This window comes from Methanocalculus sp., assembly GCF_030651615.1.
Lineage (GTDB): Archaea > Halobacteriota > Methanomicrobia > Methanomicrobiales > Methanocorpusculaceae > Methanocalculus.
In genome coordinates, this window is record NZ_JAUSCG010000159.1 from 1 (window position 1) to 18,197 (window position 18,197).

Annotated in this window: 23 protein-coding genes and 2 tRNA genes; 12 read left to right on the top strand and 13 right to left on the bottom strand. The window is 52.2% G+C overall.

Translation table 11 applies throughout. The features are described 5' to 3' along the window. The 6 genes from Q7V06_RS06940 to Q7V06_RS06965 all read left to right on the top strand — a co-directional run. A partial coding sequence (locus tag Q7V06_RS06940; protein WP_304839963.1) for a YfcE family phosphodiesterase occupies window positions 1-1,733 on the top strand: 1,733 nt, incomplete at its 5' end. An 8-nt stretch (window positions 1,734-1,741) separates the two neighbouring features. Beyond that, window positions 1,742-3,328 carry a Ppx/GppA phosphatase family protein gene (locus Q7V06_RS06945; protein WP_304839965.1) on the top strand — a complete coding sequence of 529 codons (1,587 nt, stop codon included), beginning with the start codon at window positions 1,742-1,744 and terminating at the stop codon, window positions 3,326-3,328. A gap of 173 nt (window positions 3,329-3,501) precedes the next feature. Continuing rightward, a tRNA-Tyr gene (locus Q7V06_RS06950) sits at window positions 3,502-3,611 on the top strand. A 24-nt stretch (window positions 3,612-3,635) separates the two neighbouring features. Next, a tRNA-Asp gene (locus tag Q7V06_RS06955) sits at window positions 3,636-3,708 on the top strand. A gap of 94 nt (window positions 3,709-3,802) precedes the next feature. After that, on the top strand, window positions 3,803-5,323 hold the full coding sequence (locus Q7V06_RS06960; protein WP_370650826.1) for a 2-isopropylmalate synthase: 1,521 nt from the start codon (window positions 3,803-3,805) through the stop codon (window positions 5,321-5,323). Next, a complete protein-coding gene (locus tag Q7V06_RS06965) occupies window positions 5,283-6,782 on the top strand; it encodes an aldehyde dehydrogenase family protein (protein ID WP_304839967.1) in 1,500 nt (499 codons plus the stop codon). The genes Q7V06_RS06960 and Q7V06_RS06965 overlap by 41 nt, the downstream gene beginning before the upstream one ends. Here Q7V06_RS06965 and Q7V06_RS06970 read toward each other — a convergent pair whose 3' ends face one another. The 12 genes from Q7V06_RS06970 to Q7V06_RS07025 form a co-directional block, all read right to left on the bottom strand. Continuing rightward, window positions 6,783-7,148, bottom strand: coding sequence for a prefoldin subunit beta (locus Q7V06_RS06970; RefSeq protein WP_304839969.1), 366 nt, complete (start codon window positions 7,146-7,148; stop codon window positions 6,783-6,785). It abuts the gene before it with no gap. Continuing rightward, window positions 7,030-7,383, bottom strand: coding sequence for a KEOPS complex subunit Pcc1 (locus Q7V06_RS06975; RefSeq protein ID WP_304839971.1), 354 nt, complete (start codon window positions 7,381-7,383; stop codon window positions 7,030-7,032). Before Q7V06_RS06975 ends, Q7V06_RS06970 begins: the two co-directional genes overlap by 119 nt. Then, a complete protein-coding gene (locus Q7V06_RS06980; RefSeq protein WP_304839973.1) occupies window positions 7,380-7,778 on the bottom strand; it encodes a hypothetical protein in 399 nt (132 codons plus the stop codon). Before Q7V06_RS06980 ends, Q7V06_RS06975 begins: the two co-directional genes overlap by 4 nt. After that, window positions 7,775-7,909 carry a DNA-directed RNA polymerase subunit P gene (locus tag Q7V06_RS06985; RefSeq protein ID WP_304839975.1) on the bottom strand — a complete coding sequence of 45 codons (135 nt, stop codon included), beginning with the start codon at window positions 7,907-7,909 and terminating at the stop codon, window positions 7,775-7,777. The genes Q7V06_RS06980 and Q7V06_RS06985 overlap by 4 nt, the downstream gene beginning before the upstream one ends. A gap of 6 nt (window positions 7,910-7,915) precedes the next feature. After that, window positions 7,916-8,206, bottom strand: coding sequence for a 50S ribosomal protein L37ae (locus tag Q7V06_RS06990; protein WP_304839977.1), 291 nt, complete (start codon window positions 8,204-8,206; stop codon window positions 7,916-7,918). Window positions 8,207-8,259: 53 nt separating this feature from the next. After that, a complete protein-coding gene (locus Q7V06_RS06995) occupies window positions 8,260-8,961 on the bottom strand; it encodes a ribosome assembly factor SBDS (RefSeq protein ID WP_304839979.1) in 702 nt (233 codons plus the stop codon). A gap of 10 nt (window positions 8,962-8,971) precedes the next feature. Next, a complete protein-coding gene (psmA, locus tag Q7V06_RS07000; protein ID WP_304839981.1) occupies window positions 8,972-9,697 on the bottom strand; it encodes an archaeal proteasome endopeptidase complex subunit alpha in 726 nt (241 codons plus the stop codon). Next, window positions 9,666-10,175 carry an Rpp14/Pop5 family protein gene (locus tag Q7V06_RS07005; RefSeq protein ID WP_304839983.1) on the bottom strand — a complete coding sequence of 170 codons (510 nt, stop codon included), beginning with the start codon at window positions 10,173-10,175 and terminating at the stop codon, window positions 9,666-9,668. The genes psmA and Q7V06_RS07005 overlap by 32 nt, the downstream gene beginning before the upstream one ends. Continuing rightward, on the bottom strand, window positions 10,172-10,807 hold the full coding sequence (locus tag Q7V06_RS07010; RefSeq protein ID WP_304839985.1) for an RNase P subunit p30 family protein: 636 nt from the start codon (window positions 10,805-10,807) through the stop codon (window positions 10,172-10,174). The genes Q7V06_RS07005 and Q7V06_RS07010 overlap by 4 nt, the downstream gene beginning before the upstream one ends. Before the next feature lie 13 nt (window positions 10,808-10,820). Then, window positions 10,821-11,405, bottom strand: a complete 585-nt coding sequence (locus Q7V06_RS07015; RefSeq protein WP_304839987.1) for a 50S ribosomal protein L15e — start codon at window positions 11,403-11,405, stop codon at window positions 10,821-10,823. An 87-nt stretch (window positions 11,406-11,492) separates the two neighbouring features. Next, complete coding sequence (gene moaC, locus Q7V06_RS07020; protein ID WP_304839989.1) at window positions 11,493-11,978, bottom strand: cyclic pyranopterin monophosphate synthase MoaC; 486 nt, start codon at window positions 11,976-11,978, stop codon at window positions 11,493-11,495. Between the two features lie 5 nt (window positions 11,979-11,983). Continuing rightward, window positions 11,984-13,387 (bottom strand): NAD(P)H-hydrate dehydratase, encoded by a 1,404-nt coding sequence (locus Q7V06_RS07025; RefSeq protein ID WP_304839991.1) that lies wholly within the window; start codon window positions 13,385-13,387, stop codon window positions 11,984-11,986. A gap of 41 nt (window positions 13,388-13,428) precedes the next feature. On the opposite strand from Q7V06_RS07025, the gene Q7V06_RS07030 reads away from it, so the two are divergent. From Q7V06_RS07030 to pyrI, 6 genes are all read left to right on the top strand, one after another. Further along, window positions 13,429-14,814, top strand: coding sequence for a DHH family phosphoesterase (locus Q7V06_RS07030; protein ID WP_304839993.1), 1,386 nt, complete (start codon window positions 13,429-13,431; stop codon window positions 14,812-14,814). Beyond that, window positions 14,807-15,250: a PUA domain-containing protein gene (locus tag Q7V06_RS07035; protein ID WP_370650825.1), complete on the top strand. Its 444-nt coding sequence runs from the start codon at window positions 14,807-14,809 to the stop codon at window positions 15,248-15,250. The genes Q7V06_RS07030 and Q7V06_RS07035 overlap by 8 nt, the downstream gene beginning before the upstream one ends. Then, the gene (locus tag Q7V06_RS07040) at window positions 15,247-15,612 is read left to right on the top strand and encodes a nascent polypeptide-associated complex protein (RefSeq protein ID WP_304839997.1); all 366 of its coding nucleotides are present in this window, start codon (window positions 15,247-15,249) and stop codon (window positions 15,610-15,612) included. The genes Q7V06_RS07035 and Q7V06_RS07040 overlap by 4 nt, the downstream gene beginning before the upstream one ends. After that, a complete protein-coding gene (locus Q7V06_RS07045) occupies window positions 15,609-16,337 on the top strand; it encodes a protein-L-isoaspartate carboxylmethyltransferase (RefSeq protein ID WP_304839999.1) in 729 nt (242 codons plus the stop codon). Before Q7V06_RS07040 ends, Q7V06_RS07045 begins: the two co-directional genes overlap by 4 nt. A gap of 61 nt (window positions 16,338-16,398) precedes the next feature. Beyond that, window positions 16,399-17,295, top strand: coding sequence for an aspartate carbamoyltransferase (pyrB, locus tag Q7V06_RS07050; protein ID WP_304840002.1), 897 nt, complete (start codon window positions 16,399-16,401; stop codon window positions 17,293-17,295). Beyond that, the gene (gene pyrI, locus Q7V06_RS07055) at window positions 17,292-17,756 is read left to right on the top strand and encodes an aspartate carbamoyltransferase regulatory subunit (RefSeq protein WP_304840004.1); all 465 of its coding nucleotides are present in this window, start codon (window positions 17,292-17,294) and stop codon (window positions 17,754-17,756) included. Before pyrB ends, pyrI begins: the two co-directional genes overlap by 4 nt. On the opposite strand, the gene Q7V06_RS07060 is transcribed toward pyrI, so the two are convergent. Next, window positions 17,749-18,197: phosphopantetheine adenylyltransferase (locus Q7V06_RS07060; protein ID WP_304840006.1), on the bottom strand; the 449-nt coding region annotated here is incomplete at its 5' end. The genes pyrI and Q7V06_RS07060 overlap by 8 nt on opposite strands.

Sequence of the window (18,197 nt, forward strand, 5' to 3'; positions counted from 1 at the left end):
GTCTTCCGGTGGAGCGCCCCCCGGTCTGGTATGCAGGTTTTCTTCCCCCGACTGATGATGTTACGGTCCTTCATGAATCCGGATCGGTTCCTGATGAAATGGCCCTGATAATCACTGAGAAGAAGACCCTCACATCCCGTATCACTCTCCTCGTCCGAAGGCTCAGATCCTATCTTACAGGGGAGGTTGCACCTCCGGTGAAACAGGCCCCGGAAGTGGCTGAGCCACTCATCAGATCAGGGATTGAGTGCCTCCTCCTCCGCTGGACCGGGCAAAGAGATGCACTCCATCCTGATGTGATCAAAGCGGTTGATGAGTTTGAGGCTTCAGGAATTGGTGATGAACTCCTCATCTGGTGCAGAGAGCAGATCGTCTCTGCCCGCCTGCATGGAACCGATGTCCACAGCAGGTACGCGTTTGAGACTGCGTACCATGCGATAAGCATGAATATGGAGTTCCTCTTCTCATTTGAGCGATATATAACAGATCCCGAGAGAATCAGTGAACACCACCAGATGCGGATCGCTGCAAAACAGCTCAGGTACACGATGGAGATCTTCCGGGATCTCTATCCGGACAGGTTGAAGAACCCGATCTCGATGGTGAAACAGCTTCAGGATATCCTTGGTGATATGCATGATTGTGATGTCTGGCTGGATGTTCTCCCTGTCTTTTTACAGGAGGAGGAGGCTCGTGCCACCTCTTTCTTTGGCCATTCCGGATTTATGCGGTTCATCAGGCCGGGAATCCTCCACCTCGCATCAGAGAGGCGCATGAAGCGAAATGAACTGTACCGATCGTTTGTCGGGTATTGGTCCGAGATGAATGAGAGGGGCGTCTGGGATGAGATAAAGAAGACGATCATTGAACCACTCGTCATCGGATCGGGGACAGGATCTCCGGAAAATACGCAGGAGCCTGAACGGATCGCATTTATAGCAGATATTCATGCCAACCTCCCTGCACTTGATGCAGTCCTTGCGGATGCCCGCCAGAGGGGTGTCACTCATATCCTTCATCTCGGGGATCTTGTCGGGTTCGGCCCGTTTCCCGAGGCGACAGTCAGGCGGATACGGGAAGAGGGGATCACCGGTATCTGCGGGAATATCGATACTGAAACGCTCTTGATGAAGAAGAAGGACTGCAGAAAGATGGCAAAAAAAACGGAGAAGGAGATTGCACTCTGCTGGACGAAGAAGCAGCTCTCAAAGGAGTCACAGAGCTACCTCTTCTCCCTGCCACGTGAGATCAGGTCTGCCATCCTCGGCAGAACCTTCCTTCTCACTCATGGGAGTCCGACATCAACCACGGGGAGGATCGGCTCAGGTACCCCGGATACGGAGCTCTCAGGGTATGCCTCATCTACCGGGGCAGATAGTATCGTCTCCGGTCATACGCATCTTCCGTTTACCCGGACCGTGGGTGGCTGTCTCTTCATCAATCCCGGTTCAGTCGGAAGGCCGTTTGATCGTGATCCCCGTGCATGCTACTGCATCGTAAACCGCGATCCCCTCTCGGTCTGTCATATCAGGGTACCTTATGATATCGAAGCAGTCACTGGTGCACTTCTTGACGCTGATCTTCCGGGAATCTTTTCAGTGATGATACGGAATGGTTTAAGCCTTGAAGAAGCACGTTTTCACTCCGTTGAGAATAATCCGGTGAAGCCGGGAGATGGTGTTTCTGCACAGTGCACCTTTGAACCTTCGATCACCACACCCGAGCCACGATGAGAGAGGAGATGATGACATCTGAAGAGACTGTGGCGTTCATTGATATCGGAACGAACTCGATCCGGCTCCTCGTTGTCCGTCTTAATCAGAACGGGTCTTCCACGGTGTTGACCGAGCAGAAAGAGGTTGTCCGACTTGGAGAGGGTGAATTTGCCCATGAAGAGCTCTCACCCGAGGCGATAGGGCGTGCGGTCACGGTCTGTAAAAAATTTGTTGACTTGAGTCTCGCCTTTGGGGCGACAGAGTTTGTTGCAGTTGCCACCTCTGCAACAAGGGAGGCACGAAATGCCGATTCTTTCCTCGAACTTCTGCAGCGTGAGGCAAACCTTGAAGTGAGTGTGGTCTCTGGAAAAGAAGAGGCCCGGTTGATATATCGGGGTGTTGCAGCCGGAATTGATCTTGGTATTGCCCGTGCGCTCTTCATCGATATCGGTGGTGGGTCGACTGAGATGGTAATCGGTGGCCAGCATGACCATATCACCCTTGAGTCGATGAAACTAGGGGCGATCCGGCTCTCAAACCAGTTCTTTCATCCGGATGAGACGGGCATTGTATCCCGGAGAAAATATGCCCAGATGCAGCAGTTTGTCAGAAATGCCATTGTTCATCCGTTAAACCGCATCAGGAAGGTTCCCTATTCACGGATAGTCGGAAGTTCCGGGACGATTCAGAACCTTGCCGAGATCGCATCCCGTCTCTATCCCGGCACCTCTACAGCAAAGGTACTCCGGTATGAGGATCTGAGACTTGTGATCAGAACACTCTGTTCCCTCTCCTTGAATGAGAGGAAGAAGATCCCCGGTATCAATCCTGATCGGGCAGATATCATCATCGGGGGTGCGGTGATCCTTGAACTCTTAATGGAGGAGCTTGGTATCAGGGAGATTGAGATCTCACCTCACGGACTCAGAGAGGGCCTGCTCATGGAGCATCTCTCAAGAATCCCGGGTTTTCCCCATGCTGAGAAGATCTCTGTCCGAAGGAGGAGTGTCGTACAGCTTGGCCGCTCCTGCAGAATTGATGAGGTGCATGCACTCGTCATCGTCGGCCTTGCCGCCCAGCTCTTTGACTCCAGCCGGGAGGCCGGACTGCATCAGTATTCCGATCAGGAACGGAATCTCCTTCTCTATGCTGCATACCTCCATGATATCGGGAATTTCATCTCCTTCTCGGATCACCACCTCCATTCAAGCTATATCATCCGTCATGCGGAACTGCTCGGCTTTGATCAGAATGAGGTGGCTATCATGGCTGAGATCGCCAGATATCATCGGAAGAAACCGCCACGGAAGAAAGATCAGGTCTTTGGGCTCTATGATGCAGTTTTACAGGATATGATACGGACGCTCGCACTCTTTCTGAGATTGGCCGAGCACCTCGACCGGACGCATGCAGGCCTGGTGAGGGGTGCACGTTTTGAGAAGGGAACAGATGGTCTGGTCGCCCTGATACTGGAGGGCAGAGGTGACTGCACACTCGAGGTCTGGGGTGTGCGGTCTGATATGGCAGCGTTTCGGAAAGTCTTTCGTTTAGGCCTCACGATCGAGGTGGTTGATGGGGTGGGGGATATCCTGCGCGGAGAGCTCCCCGGTTGATCCTTTCTTCACCTGATGTATATGGATGGAGATGAATATTCCAATCGAAATTTCTGTGATTTCGTCTATACTCGCATAAAGGGCTTATTTTAGCCCTTTATTGGGTATTCTGCCCTTGATTGCGATTTCGACATATTTATATGTGATCTTAGCCTTTTTATTTAGTGCAGTTACCCGCCTTAACTCAGACTGGTAGAGTGCGCGGCTGTAGTAAGATCATCGCCTGTGGGCGAACTGCGCGGCTACCGCGATGTCCCCGGTTCGACTCCGGGAGGCGGGACCAGTCAATCAACATGCACAAATGTGTGCCCAGGTAGTGTAGTGGCCTATCATGATGCCCTGTCACGGCATCGACTCGGATTCGAATTCCGACCTGGGCGTTCACTTCTTTTCGAAGAATCTCTGCAATAGAACCTTTTATCTCCATTAAGTTCTAACATATCTGTATGCCTATGGCAAATACTTCTGTGGGGAATTGTTTTCTTTGTTGAAAGCAGGTCACCCAAACGAGTAACTGTTTTTGACACCACCCTCAGGGATGGTGAACAGACACCGGGTGTATCATTCACCCTTGAACAGAAACTGGATATCGCCCGCATCCTGTCAGAGATCGGTGTGCATGCAATTGAAGCAGGTTTTCCCGCATCCTCTCAGCAGGAGAAGGAGACTGTGGCAAAGATTGCAGCCGAAGAGCATTCTGCCTTAATCTGTGGACTGTCAAGGTCACGGATTGATGATGTCAATGCCTGCCTCGACTGCGGGGTTGATATGGTGCATGTCTTCATTCCGACATCCGATATCCAGCGTGAGAATACCATTAAAAAGAGCCGTGAAGAGGTCCTCGAAATGACCGGCACGATCATTGGATATGTCCGCGATCATCTGGATTCATGCATGTTCTCAGCGATGGATGCGACAAGAACCGATCTCCCATACCTGATTGAGGTCTTCAAAGCCGCAGAGGATGCCGGTGCGACGGTGGTGAATGTACCGGATACTGTAGGTGTCTTCACTCCGATGAAGATGCGGAGTCTGATCGGAAGGCTTGCAGAGGAGATCCATGTTCCAATTGATGTTCACTGCCACAATGACTTTGGTCTCGCCGTTGCAAACACCACAACAGCGGTTGAAGCAGGAGCTTCTCAGGTGCAGGTGACTGTCAACGGAATTGGTGAACGTGCAGGAAATGCTGATATCGCCCAGACTGTGATGATCCTTGAGGCTATCAATGGTATCGGGACCGGGATCGAGACGAAACGGCTTGTTGAGATGTCGCGGATCGTCTCCCGGTACTCGGGTATTCCGATCACTCCGGTGCAGCCGGTCGTCGGAGATAATGCATTTGCCCACGAATCAGGGATTCATTCTCATGGGATCATGGCAAACAGCCAGACCTTTGAGCCGGGTATTATGACACCCGAGATGGTCGGCCACCGCCGCAGACTTGCCCTTGGCAAGCATGTCGGCCGCCATGCTGTCCGCCAGATGCTGACTCTTGTCCACATCAATCCATCAGACAGTGAACTGGATGAGATTGTTGAGCGGATCAAGATGATCTCTTCACGGGGACGGCGTGTCACCGATCACGATCTCTATGCGATTGCAGAGGATGTCATGGACATTCAGGGTGTCACAAAGACAATTGAGCTTGTGGACATCGCTATCATGAGCGGGAATCATTGTATTCCGACAGCGAGTGTCCGTGCCAAGGTTCATGGCGTCGAAAAGACGGCAAGCGCAATTGGAAATGGTCCGGTGGATGCTGCTGTCAGGGCAGTCCTCAGCGTGATGCCGATCGGCATCCAGCTGAAGGACTTCCGGATCGAGGCGATCACCGGAGGAACCGATGCGATCGGCCATGTGACGATCACCGTCGAAGATCAACAGGGCCGGACCTATGATGCCAGCTCTTCAGGTGATGATATCGTCCTTGCTTCTGCTGAGGCGATGATCAATGCAATCAATCTCCTCCGGTGGACCGGGGAGAAACCCTGATCTTTTTTATTCTCTGACGATCCTCTCGTCAGGTATGGATGATCCACAACCTTTCTGCCTTGGGGGCAGATGGAAGAGCAGCCCGGATACCTCTCCGGTTATAAATCCCTATACCGGCAAAACGTTTGCAACCGTCTGTCTGGGATCTCAGAGTGATCTCCTTGCTGCCGCGGCAACTGCTGCGGGATCGTTTCAGGAGACGCGTACTCTCCCACTCTATGCCAGAAAAAAGATACTCCATACCATTGCAGCCCTCATCGAAGAGCGGCGGGAGGAACTCGTCTCCACTCTCATCCATGAGGGGGGAAAGGTCAGGAAGGTGGCTGATGGTGAGGTGTCCCGCGCAATTGAGACGATCATGATCTCAGCCGAAGAGGCGGGACAGATCACGGGGAAGATCCTTTCACTTGACCGCACTCCTGGAGGCAAGGGGCATACTGGTTACCTCACAAGAGTGCCGCTTGGCCCGATACTTGCGATTACACCGTTTAACTATCCTCTCAACCTTGCCTGCCACAAGATTGGACCTGCAATCGCTGTCGGAGCTCCGTTCCTCTTAAAACCAGCCACCGCAACCCCACTTTCGTCTTTGATCCTTGCCCGGATCATCCTTGCCGCCGGGTATCCGAAAGAGGCAGTTTCGGTCGTACCTGCACCTGGAAAGGTTGCTGATAGTATCATCTCAGATGAGAGGTTTGGGTATCTCTCCTTTACCGGGAGTCCCGATGTCGGCTGGGATATTAAAAATCGTGCCGGGAGGAAGAAGGTAGGGCTTGAACTCGGGGGGAATGCTGCTGTTATCATCTGTTCAGACTCTGATCCCGACTATGCCGCATCCCGTATTGTTGCAGGAGGGTTTGTGAATGCAGGCCAGAACTGTGTCTCGGTGCAGCGTGTTCTCATCGAGAGTCCGGTCTATGCAGAGATAGAGGAGAAGATCCTCTCCGGTGTCAGGGAATTGAAGGTGGGAGACCCTGCTGATCCTGATACTGATGTAGGGCCGATGATCTCAGCTGATGCGGCAACAATCGCTGAAGAGTCGATCCGATCCGCTCTTCTTCGGGGGGCCCGCCTTTCTGCTGGTGGTGAACGATCCGGCGCACTTCTCCCTCCAACTGTTCTCTCTGATGTCGATCCGACTTTTGAGATCTCCTGTCGGGAACTCTTTGCGCCGATCATTCTTCTGACATCCTTTGAGACCGTTGATGAGGCCATAAGAATCGTTAACTCCTCCACATATGGCTTACAAGCCGGAATCTTTTCAGACTCCCTGAGAACCATCCGGAAAGCTTTCAACGCAATTGATGTCGGATCACTCCTTGTCAATGATATTCCGACGTTCCGGGTGGATGAGATGCCCTATGGCGGGGTCAAAGGTTCAGGAATAGGGCGTGAAGGTCCAAAATATGCAATTCGTGAGATGACGGTAGAAAAGATGTTGGTTATGAATGAAAGGTGATTATGCCGCTTCAGGCATACGCCCTTCAATTGCGCTTCTGACCTGTTGCTGGAGCTGCTCGAATCGGGACTGAAGTGCTTTCTCCTGTTTTTCAAGTGATTTGATACGCAGTTCAAGCGTGTCTATCTTTTCGGCGAGTGCCTTTTCGACATGCTCTTTCGTGTGCTGTACCATCACAGTTCCGATCGTCATAAAGACCTGAGCATCGTCAGCAGTCTCTTTCAACTCTTCTTCTGCACGCTTTGACTCACGTAAGGTCATTTCGTACTGGGCTTTCTGCTGAAGAATTGTCTGCATCTGCTGCTGCATCTGCTGGAGCTGAGCGACCTGATTCTGAACTTTCTGGGGAATTGTAGGGTTTTCCATCGTATCCTATCTCCTGCATCTCATCTGCTATGGTTATCAGGCGAAGCCACATATTCAATGCAGCCCGCAGAGCCGGAATATCTCCGGCAACGACCTTGAGGGAGAGGCATTCATCTTCCAGGCTGATTGCGGCAGATGACCGCTCACCGGTTTCATCTGCCGTTTCGGGAGAGAGTGCCTGATAGATTATGGGTGCATGCGGTGTGGTAAATCTGAACTCCGCAGTATGCTTCATCTCTCAATATCACACCTGTACAATCGTCTCTGCCTTCCATCGAAGGTGATTGCTCCGTCCTGGCCGTCTACCAAGGTAACAGGTACATATCTCTTTAGAAGATCATAAACCGATTGGTCAGTTACAAAGATTCCTTTTCGGATATCTCCTTCACGGTTCGTTACTGACCATCCGGAGAAACGTATCTCCCCGCGTATCTCTCCATCGTCTTCAAGGCGGAGGATTACCTTCTCCTGCTGCCTCTCGATAAAGATAAAGACCGGATCGAGGGGCCCAAGATCACGAAGACCTGCCTTCCCCCGGTTGATATGGTCACACCCAAGGGCAAATGCCAGATCCTTTGCAAACGTTCGGAGCTCCGGTGACGGTCTTCGTGACGTTGTGAGGATCGTCATCTGGCTTTGAGGTCCTTTATGCCTGCCCCGCGCTCTTTGAAGAGGATACGATGTCCGCAGTACGGGCAGCGGACATTTACATCGATCTCGACCTTCCTCTTACAGTGGGCGCATTTGTACGACCCGGTCACGCCAGTCTACGCCTCCTTCTTCAGTGATGCTTCGATATTTCTGAGTGCTACCTTCAGTCCGGGTGTCTGAGGTGCATATGCTCCGCCTGCAAATTTAAAATTACATTTCCTGCAGGTCCAGATACCTGTTCCCTCACGCTTCACAGAAGTTGTGTCACATCGTGGGCAGAGATGCTTTCCTCTCTGAATCTTCTCCATCTGATTGACGTTCTTTCTGATGAATCTTCCGTAGCGCGGTCCAAAACGACCTGCACTTCCCGATATACGGCCTTTTGCCTTCTGTTTACCTTTTGCCATGATTGGATTCTCCGAGAGATGTCTTATTCTATTTGATATCCGTTCCTATTAAGTTACTCTATGATCCTGACCTCAGCATCCCCTTTTGAGACACGGTTGATGAGGGAGAAGAACTCCTCCTGCATACCTGCAGGAATTTTTGCGATGCAGATCCATGATCCGTCTGCCTGCCATTCGTCCCTCTCCATCGTAACCATGGGTGCACCTGAAATCTCACCATATCCCCTCGCAGCATAGTCGGGAGGAATCTTAACGGCATATCTTCTCTCCGCAAACTTGATCGGGAGGATAGGTCGCAAGGCCTTGACTACCTCTTTTACGAGGGCATCCACTGATTTGAAGGGGTCAAAGTTAATCCTGATCTCTTCAAGGGCGAGCTCGATACGCTGGCGTGGGTGTGGAAGGTTTGTCTGGGGATTGATGGCGTTACGAGCGATATAGGTGATCACCTGACGCCGCTTATCTTCTGATCGCTGTCTTCTCTGTTCTGAGGTGAGATGGATCTCTCCCTTTTCGATGATGATACGGGCGATCGTCTCGAAGTCTGTTGTTTTGAATGCCTTCATCAGAGATTCTTCAGATGCCTTCTCAACATGCGCAGAATTTTCATAGATAAATTCAGCAGCTACGACATCTTCAACCAGGACTTCGACACCCTCCCGTATCTTCTGTGCCATATCCGGATCGACAAGGATCTCAAACCGATCGCCATGTGATTCAAGGCGCGCGACAACGGCATGATCGAGGGGGATCATCTTCAACTCCTCACTGCTCGAATGTCTCGACGCAGACAGCTACTTCTTCAGGTGCCATCTTTCTGAATGTGCCTGACTGAAGAGAGACAAGCCCGATCTCGACGGTGTTCACATCGAACTTCCCTTCGGTTGCAGCGTGGAGTGCCTTGAGGCCGAGCAGAATAGCCTCTTTACAGGAGTGCTCGGGGTTGAACTCCTCCTCAAAGACCTTCATGACAGCGGGCCTTCCGATACCGATACCGGTTGCCTTGTACTCAAGAAGGGTACCTGAAGGATCTGTTTCGAAGAGGTGACATCTGCCGTCTGCGATACCTGCAATCAGGAGTGCTGTTCCGTAGGGGCGTGCACCGCCGAACTGGGTATAGGTCTGCATATGGTCGCAGAGCTTCTTTGCAAGTGTCTCAACATCGATCGCCTCGTCATAAGAGACGCGGTTGATCTGTGATTCGACACGGGCACGATCGACCAGTGATCGGGCATCTCCGACAAGACCTGACGATGCGACTCCGATATGGGCGTCGATCTGAAAGATCTTCTCGATGGATGAGGGTTCAAGGAGTTTTGAACTTACCCGCTTGTCGACAATGAGGACAACTCCCTCTTTGCATTTGATTCCGACAGCAGTTGTTCCCCTCTTCACTGCTTCACGTGCATATTCGACCTGGTAGAGACGGCCGTCTGGGCTGAAGACGGTGATCGCCCGGTCATATCCCATCTGTGATTGTTGTGGTTGCATGAAAAATCTCCATGTCGTCTTTCGTGAGAAATACTACATCCTGACCTTTCATATCTCTTCTGATAAGGTCAATCTTTTCATCGGCATACAGGATGCCGGTCCGTTCTGCTTCATTGATGGTGCAGATGATCGAATTTCCCTTCCTTTCTGCCCGTATGCCTCTTCTGAGCGCTTTTATCGTCCCGGATGTGCTGATCGTCGTAAGGTGAACAGGTGTTCCGTTTACAGATCTGATCGTTGCTATCGCAGTACAGAGTGTATCTTCTCTGCCCCTCCTGCACCTGAGTATGAGATATTCTCCCTCCCGGACGATAGTGGCCGTATGCACTTCTGCGGCGATTGTATCTCCAAAAAGCGCGGTTACGGCGTCTGAGACTGCAAAGTAGAGCTCGCGCTCATCTGCTTCGAGGGTGGCGGGGGTGATCCGAAGGAGGAGATATCTCCGGTTCTCACGGAGTGTCGGGGGGAGGGGCTTCATTGAACCACCCGTGGGAGGGAGGATTCTTCGAATAGATCCGGGACTGTTCCGAGGGCTGTAAGTGTCTCCTCTCTCGTCATCCCGAACAGGCTGGAGAGGAGGATCATCTCACTGACCGTCCGCTGGTCAAGCACCGACCGCGCACCACTCCCGATGGCAAAGGAAAAACCGAATTTTCTCTGAAGGGAGAGGAGCTCCTGATACCGGATCAGCACCTTCTGCCGTGAATGGCCACGGCATGCGAGAAGCTGACTGAAATCAAGATGAATTGCAACCCTCCTCCCGGCAGCAAGTTTCGCCGTCACATGGTCAAAGGCATTCCTCTGTGTGCGGTGCAACCCGCAGAGGAGGTGTATACCTGGTGTTTGTACAACACTGCGGTTGAACCCGTTGTCACCTGCTACAACCCCGATGACCGCGCCGTCTCTCTGTCTCACTGCGGCATTCACGGCTTTCATCGTTCCTTCTCTGACGATTCTTCCTTTCAGGATCAGAACGCCATAATACTCAGATTCCACATGATCAACTGCAACGATGGTGTCATACCCAAATTCACGGGCAGTGAGTGCCATTCTTCTGAGTGTTGAGTCACCCTCGGGGAAGGGATGGATGCAGACATCCGTGACCGTCATAAAAAAAGAAGGGTTATTTCCCCTGGTTTTTATGTGAACGAATACTTGGACGGGTCTTTTCAGTCCCGGTTCCGCGGTGGCGCATGCCACGTCCTTTCCTCCCTGCGGAGGTTTTGCCACGGAATACACGGTTCTTCTGGTCACAGATCCAGTTGAGTGTCTTGTCGTTTCTGATACCGGGGTGGTCGCGGTCAACGAGAATTACCTCAAAGAATTTCCGCACACCATCTTCACCTACCCAGTAGGAGTTCAGAACTTCCATGTTCGGGTACCGTCTGCCTGCACGCTCTTCTGCAATACGCTGAATGCTCTTGCCGGCGGTTGTTCGGGCCATACCCATTCTCGCGCTTCTTCGGCCACGGACGTAACGGGATTTCCTCCGTCCACCCCGGCGAACCTGGGTGCGGACGACGATGATGCCCTGTTTTGCCTTGTAACCGAGTGAGCGTGCACGGTCGATACGTGTTGGGTGATCAATCCGGACGACTGATCCCTCACGGCGCCACTTCTGCATGCGGTGCCAGAGGAGTTTCTTTACTTCGGTCTCGTCAGGCCTCTTCCATGCCTCACGGACGTACGAATACATAGATCGTGACATAGTCTACTCCAGGTTCGGCTTCTCTTAGAAAGCCACATTCCTTGACGGGAGTGATCCCGTGTTCTGTATTCTTCGTCACCGACGGACTTAAAGGATGCTGGTTTCAGGTGCCCCTTTCTCCTTTGAGAGTACTCTGATCCCCTCGATCCTGGTTGATGGATACTGGCCATGTCCATCCTTCTCAGCGGACTTCACCATATCCCAGATGGTCAGGAGCGCTACAGAGACCCCGGTAAGCGCCTCCATCTCGATGCCGGTCTTTCCATACGTCCTGACGGTGACGATCGCCTCGATGTATTCATCCGTCTCTCTGAATGCAACTGACACTCCACCGATCGGGAGGGGATGGCACATCGGAATGATCTGAGCAGTTGCTTTCACCGCAAGGATAGCGGCAACCTCTGCTGTTGCAAGTACATTTCCTTTTCGTGTCGATTTTTCAGAAATAGCGCGTAGTGTCTCGCTGCTGAGGTATATCCTTCCCTCTGCCGATGCTCTTCGATGAACATCAGGTTTTTCCGTGACATCAACCATCCGGACACGATCACCGTCGATATGGGTAAACTCTACCATTAATCTCACTCTCCATAGAGTATCTGTGAAAGATACAGAAGAAGATCACTTGCGATCAGACCGTCACCAATCTTCTGACTTGCCACCTCTCCTGCCCGACCATTTGCATATGCAGCAATGGTTGCCGCCTCAAATGCAGGCATGCGGCAGAGGAGGGCGGCTGTCACCCCGGCGAGGATGTCTCCGGTTCCACCCACTGTCATTGCAGGGACGCCTGTTCTGTTGAAACGGACTCTGGTGCCGTCACTGATGATATCGGTCTCTCCCTTAAGGAGGATCACCCGATTCAGATCAGCTGCATCCCTGACGAGGCGGGCATCGGTATGAAGATCGCGTATCGGTCTCGATCCAAACGCGCGGATAAACTCTCCTCTGTGAGGTGTGTAGACCGTCTCTTCTCCGGCAGGAAGGGGGAGGCGGAGTGCATCTGCATCGATGACGACCTTTTGCGCAGCTTCTGCAAGAGTACATGCAACAGCATGACTCTCTGTTCCCATACCGGGTCCGATGACGACCGCATCAGCATCGGACGCATAACCGATCAACCGATCTGCATCCGCTTTACCAATATTCCTGCCCGCTATCGGGATATGTCTCAGATCAGGGCAGTCAAGAGCAACCGGGCTTGCCACCCTGACGATATCCGCTCCTGCACGGAGCGCGGCAAGGCCCGCAAGATAAGGTGCCCCCTGGTAGGGTCCTCCTCCGACGATGAGCACCGTTCCCCCTTCCCCTTTATGTGAATGCTTCTGTTTTTTTGGGATCATGAGGAGATCCCCGGGCCCCGTATAACACTCAGCTTCGAGTGGAATGCCGATATCAGAAACACCTGATGCATCTCCTTTGCTCCTGTGAAATGCCAGAATATAATCTGCATGAATTCCTGGTGTCGGGAGATCTGCTGATAGGATGTATGCCGGAGAACTGTTCGCCATCCTGATGCATGAGGCGACAGGTTCACGTGTTTCTCCTCCTGCTCCGGTTCCAAGGAGGGCATCGATGATGAGATCAGCTTCAGAGAAGTGTTTGGAGAGGTTTTGGAGATCATCTTTGCATGAGATCTCCTGCAGGGTGATACCACACCGCCTGAGTGCAGAGAGGTTGATTGCCGAATCGCCATTTCGTTCAGCTGCGAGATATATGCAGGTACACTCTGTATGGCGGGCGAGGTACCTGGCCGCAACAAAACCATCACCTCCGTTGTTCCCCTTTCCACAGAGAACAAGAACGTCTTCCGGTGACCGATCAAGTGCCCGATCTGCAAGTGCCCGATCTGCAAGTGCCCGCCCTGCACTTTCCATCATCTGGAGGGTAGATACACCTAATGCAGCAGCATTCTTCTCGATCGACTGCATCCGGACAGGGGAGACCGGACCCTCATCAACCCATTCGGTTAACCTGGATGGCATGACACACCTTTCTTGTATTTAGAGATCGAAACTACTAGTGTATGTCTTTTACTGACGATCTCCATGAGGCTTCGGAGATCATCAGATCTGCATCAGCAGTAACGATCATCTCTCATATTGATGCCGACGGCATCGCAAGCGAGGCCATTATGAGAGAGGCCATTCTGAGGGCGGGGATACCGGCGAAATCGGTCTTCCTCAGGCAACTCGAACCCCTGATGATGAAATGGGTGCCTCAGGACGATACGCTGAAACTCTTTGTGGATCTTGGTGCAGGCCAGCAGAACCTGATCGAGGAGCATGGCCTCTTAGAAGACGAAGTGTTGATCCTTGATCACCATATCGGTCAGCCATCGAATATTGAGTACCGTCAGGTGAACTGCCTCCCCTATGGGATTACCAAACTCTCTGCAGCAGGGGTCGCATACCTTGTTGCGAGGGATATGAGCCGTTCAAATCATGACCTGGCAAAGCTCGCTGTTGTTGGAAATGTCGGTGATATGATGGCGCGTGAAGGATGCGGGCTTGTGGGACTCGCACGTGAGATCGCGCTTGAAGGTGTCCTTGCCGGAAATGTCATGGCGGTATCTCATGATCTCAACTGCTATGGCCTCTCCACCCGCCCGATTCATATCTGCCTGAGTTACAGTGATGATCCGGTGATCCCCGGTATCAGCAACAATCCAAACGGTTCACAACTCTTTCTGGAGAAGCTCGGCATAACACTCCGTGATTCCGAAGGGAGATGGCGGGTCTGGGAGGAGTTATCTCCTGATGAGCGGAGGACGATTGCATCTGCACTCGTTGAACAGCTGATTGCTCATGGAGAGTCGATCGATCGTCTCTTTGGTGAGAGTTATATCTTCCCTGATGAAGCCCGGAGATCGCCCCTGCGCAATGCGTCTGAATATGCGACGATGCTGAATGCCTGCGGACGATGGGCGCGCCCGGCAATCGGGAGTGCTGTCTGCAGTGGGGATCGGAACCTGATGTATCAGGAGGCAGAACATATGCTCCGTCACCACCGGAGTGTCATCAGGGAGTTATTCCAGTATATTCTTGAGACTGGTGTCACAACAACTGAGAATCTCCAGTGGATTCATACCAAAGACCGGTTCCCTGATACCATCGTTGGTATTGGGGCAGGAATGGCCCTCTCAAAACTGGATCGACGGTATCCGATCATGGTCTTCTGCACCCTGCCTGATGATCCCGAGGTGGTGAAGGTCTCGATGAGAACGGTTGACCGGGTCGTCCGCTCAGGAATCGATCTTCAGGCGGCGCTCTGTGAGGCGTCCGCTCTGGTTGGTGGTGCAGGTGGCGGTCATGCAATCGCAGCAGGGGCGTATATCCCTGCAGGAACGGAGGAAGTATTTGTCAGACGAATCGATGAGATCCTCGCACGCCAGTCTTCGAAGAGTGCGTAAAATTGCTGAATTTCAGTTTGGAAGAGATGCAGGGGAAGCACTATTCCCGGATAACTGCACATTTCAATACTCGACATCACAGAGGATACGATATATCCTCCTTGACGGTGTGAGGCTTGCAACAGTCAGGGCACAGGACGGGCGTCTTACCCTCAGTTATGACGGAGCCGCCCGCCTTCACCTCTTCTTAGCGCCCCCTGCAGGACGTGTAGTGGTCATGGAGGATGCAGTTCCGTTTATTCTTGAAGGGAAGAATGCAATGGCAAAGCATGTGATAGAAGCAGATCCACAGATACGTGCAGAAGACGAGGTCTTCGTTGTTTCCCGTGATGATACACTCCTTGCAACGGGGATGGCGGCCCTCTCAGGATCAGAGATGCTGGAATTTAAGTGCGGTGGTGCCGTAAAAGTACGACAGGGAAGGGATAAGAGATGATGCCAGGCGGAATGAACCCACGAAAGATGAAACAGATGATGAATAAACTCGGCATGTCCATGGACCCAATTGAGGGAGTCACCCGTGTCATCATTGAGACACAGGAGGGAAGTTATATCTTCGACTCAGCCGAGGTCGTAGCAATGACGATGCAGGGGGCCACAACCTATCAGCTGACAGGGACTCCCAGATTTGAGTCTGCCAGGGTGATCGACTCTGCACCTGTGGAGGTCGAGATCACACCTGAAGATATCCAGCTTGTTGCCACACAGGCAGGTGTCTCAGCAGCAGTTGCAAAGGCTGTTCTCATCGAGACGAATGGTGATATTGCTGAAGCAATCATGAAACTTGGCGAACAATGATTCGTGAAGGCGATCGCGTTATTCTTGTCGGATCAAAGAGAGAGTACTATCTCCGTGCGGGCCCTGGGAAGTTTGGGTCCGATGCAGGTGAGATACAACTCTCTGATCTCGTCGGAAAGATGCCGGGAGATCAGATCCAGACACATCTTGGGAAGACGTTCTCTATCCGGGTGCCGCGTCCACCGGATCTCTTCGTGCATGGGAAGCGGAGTGGTGCCCCGATGCTTCCAAAGGATATCGGGATGGTTATTGCCTATACCGGGATGAACAAGAACGATCACGTTTTAGATGCAGGAACCGGGAGCGGAGTCGCCTCCATATACTTTGGCGGGATTGCGAAGTTGGTCGATACATACGAAGTACGACCTGAATTTGCACGGCTCGCAGAGAAGAATATTGCTGATGCACACCTTGACAATGTCATTGTTCATCCTGAAGATGTCCTCTCAGCCTCAGGTGTTTATGATATCGTTCATCTGGATATGATGATTCAGAAGGAACATGTCGTCCATGCCTATTCACTCCTCGTACCCGGAGGTTTCTTTGTGACATACACCCCGTTCTTTGAACAGACATTTGTCGTGCTTGATGCCTGCAACGAGCTCTTTTCAGGCGGTGTCAACTGTTTTGAGTGTATGGAACGGGAGCTGACACGTACTGCCCGTGGGACACGACCGTCAACACGTGTTGCCCACAGTGGTTTTCTGACGGTTGCCCGGAAGTGATCCCCTCGTTTTATCTGGATGGCGTGGTAACCTCTGGTATAATTCTTACCGGCGGATCATTATGCACCATATCATCTCGATAAAGGAGATAACACGAGAGGAGATCGACGAGATCCTTGATCGCGCATCTGCGATCGATCAGGGGGCGTTCGATCCGGATGCTCTGAAGAGAAAGATACTTGCCATCCTCTTTTTTGAACCAAGCACCAGAACACAGATGTCATTTGCCTCGGCGATGCTACGGCTTGGTGGAAAGGTGATCAACCTCGGCTCAGTCGAGACGAGCTCTATTGTGAAGGGAGAGACTCTGGCCGATACGATCAGTGTCGTAAGCGGGTATGCAGATGCGATCGTCCTGCGGCATCCAAAGGAGGGAGCGGCGCGTCTCGCGTCTGAGTTCTCGACAGTGCCGGTGATCAATGCCGGTGATGGAGCAGGCCAGCACCCATCCCAGACGCTCCTTGACCTCTTCACGATCAGACAGTCGATGCCTCTTGATGGGATTGATGTTGGGTTCCTTGGAGATCTTCGGTATGGAAGAACTGCTCATTCCCTGGCTGTTGCCCTCTCCCGCTATGGAGTCCGGATACATACCATCACACCAAAAGGCCTTGAACTGCCGCCGAGTCTCACAGACGATCTCCTGGATGGCGGAACCGAGATTGTGGTGCATGAGCATCTTGAGGATATCATATCTGAACTTGATGTCCTCTATGTGACGCGTATTCAGAGGGAGCGATTCCCTGATCCGGGTGCATACGCCTCGATTGCATCGGGATACCGGGTGACGCCGGAGGTGCTTACTGATGTTTCGGACCGTTTTATCCTGATGCATCCGCTTCCACGGGTTGACGAGATCGATACAAGGGTTGACGCCCTCTCCTGTGCCAGGTACTTTCAACAGGCCAGGAATGGTGTTCCGGTACGGATGGCAATGCTCCAGAAGGTGTTATCATGAAGGGAAAACCCGAAGACGGACTTCTGATCAGCCCAATCAGGAATGGAACTGTGATCGATCATATCGATGCCGGTGAAGGGCTCTCTGTCCTCCGTATCCTTGGCATCATCGGCAGGACGACAGAGGCCCTTTCGGTTGCGACGAATGTTGAGAGCAGACAGATGGGAAGGAAGGATATCGTAAAGATCGAGAATAGAGAGCTATTAAAAGAGGAGGTCGACCGGATCTCACTTATTGCGCCGAAGGCGAGTATTAATATTATCCGGAATTTCCATGTCGAGAGGAAGATAGGTGTTGAGATCCCATCCGAAGTCATCGGTGTGATCCGCTGTCCAAATCCCGGCTGCATCTCGAATGCAAATGAGCCGATAGACAGTTCATTTGCATGCCAGCCGAGGGGGTACCGGTGCCGGTACTGTGAGACCCTGATCACGCGGGATATTGCATCCTATATCATCTGATCAGGTGTCCGTTCGGATCGATCTCTCCGCGATGAATCCGTGTACTTGAGACTATCCTGCCGTCGTCTGCCAGAATGCATCGAATCTGATAGATATCCACTTTCTTCTTTTCGTTCTCACGCCTCAGCCTGTTGATCTCTTCTGCAACGGGAAACGTCTCTTCCGATACAACGAGTGCTTCAAAGTCCTGATTCAGTGCCGATCCAAACCGATCTGAGAGGCATTCGACGACATACCCCGCAGTAAAACCCATAGACTTGATCCATTCGATCAGCTCTTCTCTCCTCACCTTATACGGGCGGACCGGATGGCTCTTCTTTGATGCAAAGTCGTCTGATGTGAGCCCTATTGTCACAAGTCCGTCTCTTCCGGCGATCTCAAAAGATCTGCTGAGGAGTACTTTATGTCCGACATGGAGCGGATCAAAGGTACCTCCTACCA

What these genes read in the sequence shown, in the direction of transcription:
- Q7V06_RS06945 (WP_304839965.1), top strand. Translation starts at nt 1,742, where the DNA reads ATGATGACATCTGAAGAGACTGTGGCGTTCATTGATATCGGAACGAAC.
- Q7V06_RS06965 (WP_304839967.1), top strand. Translation starts at nt 5,283, where the DNA reads ATGCAATCAATCTCCTCCGGTGGACCGGGGAGAAACCCTGATCTTTTT.
- Q7V06_RS06970 (WP_304839969.1), bottom strand. Translation starts at nt 7,148, where the DNA reads ATGGAAAACCCTACAATTCCCCAGAAAGTTCAGAATCAGGTCGCTCAG.
- Q7V06_RS06975 (WP_304839971.1), bottom strand. Translation starts at nt 7,383, where the DNA reads ATGAAGCATACTGCGGAGTTCAGATTTACCACACCGCATGCACCCATA.
- Q7V06_RS06980 (WP_304839973.1), bottom strand. Translation starts at nt 7,778, where the DNA reads ATGACGATCCTCACAACGTCACGAAGACCGTCACCGGAGCTCCGAACG.
- Q7V06_RS06990 (WP_304839977.1), bottom strand. Translation starts at nt 8,206, where the DNA reads ATGGCAAAAGGTAAACAGAAGGCAAAAGGCCGTATATCGGGAAGTGCA.
- Q7V06_RS06995 (WP_304839979.1), bottom strand. Translation starts at nt 8,961, where the DNA reads ATGATCCCCCTCGATCATGCCGTTGTCGCGCGCCTTGAATCACATGGC.
- psmA (WP_304839981.1), bottom strand. Translation starts at nt 9,697, where the DNA reads ATGCAACCACAACAATCACAGATGGGATATGACCGGGCGATCACCGTC.
- Q7V06_RS07005 (WP_304839983.1), bottom strand. Translation starts at nt 10,175, where the DNA reads ATGAAGCCCCTCCCCCCGACACTCCGTGAGAACCGGAGATATCTCCTC.
- Q7V06_RS07010 (WP_304839985.1), bottom strand. Translation starts at nt 10,807, where the DNA reads ATGACGGTCACGGATGTCTGCATCCATCCCTTCCCCGAGGGTGACTCA.
- Q7V06_RS07015 (WP_304839987.1), bottom strand. Translation starts at nt 11,405, where the DNA reads ATGTCACGATCTATGTATTCGTACGTCCGTGAGGCATGGAAGAGGCCT.
- moaC (WP_304839989.1), bottom strand. Translation starts at nt 11,978, where the DNA reads ATGGTAGAGTTTACCCATATCGACGGTGATCGTGTCCGGATGGTTGAT.
- Q7V06_RS07025 (WP_304839991.1), bottom strand. Translation starts at nt 13,387, where the DNA reads ATGCCATCCAGGTTAACCGAATGGGTTGATGAGGGTCCGGTCTCCCCT.
- Q7V06_RS07030 (WP_304839993.1), top strand. Translation starts at nt 13,429, where the DNA reads ATGTCTTTTACTGACGATCTCCATGAGGCTTCGGAGATCATCAGATCT.
- Q7V06_RS07040 (WP_304839997.1), top strand. Translation starts at nt 15,247, where the DNA reads ATGATGCCAGGCGGAATGAACCCACGAAAGATGAAACAGATGATGAAT.
- Q7V06_RS07045 (WP_304839999.1), top strand. Translation starts at nt 15,609, where the DNA reads ATGATTCGTGAAGGCGATCGCGTTATTCTTGTCGGATCAAAGAGAGAG.
- pyrB (WP_304840002.1), top strand. Translation starts at nt 16,399, where the DNA reads ATGCACCATATCATCTCGATAAAGGAGATAACACGAGAGGAGATCGAC.
- pyrI (WP_304840004.1), top strand. Translation starts at nt 17,292, where the DNA reads ATGAAGGGAAAACCCGAAGACGGACTTCTGATCAGCCCAATCAGGAAT.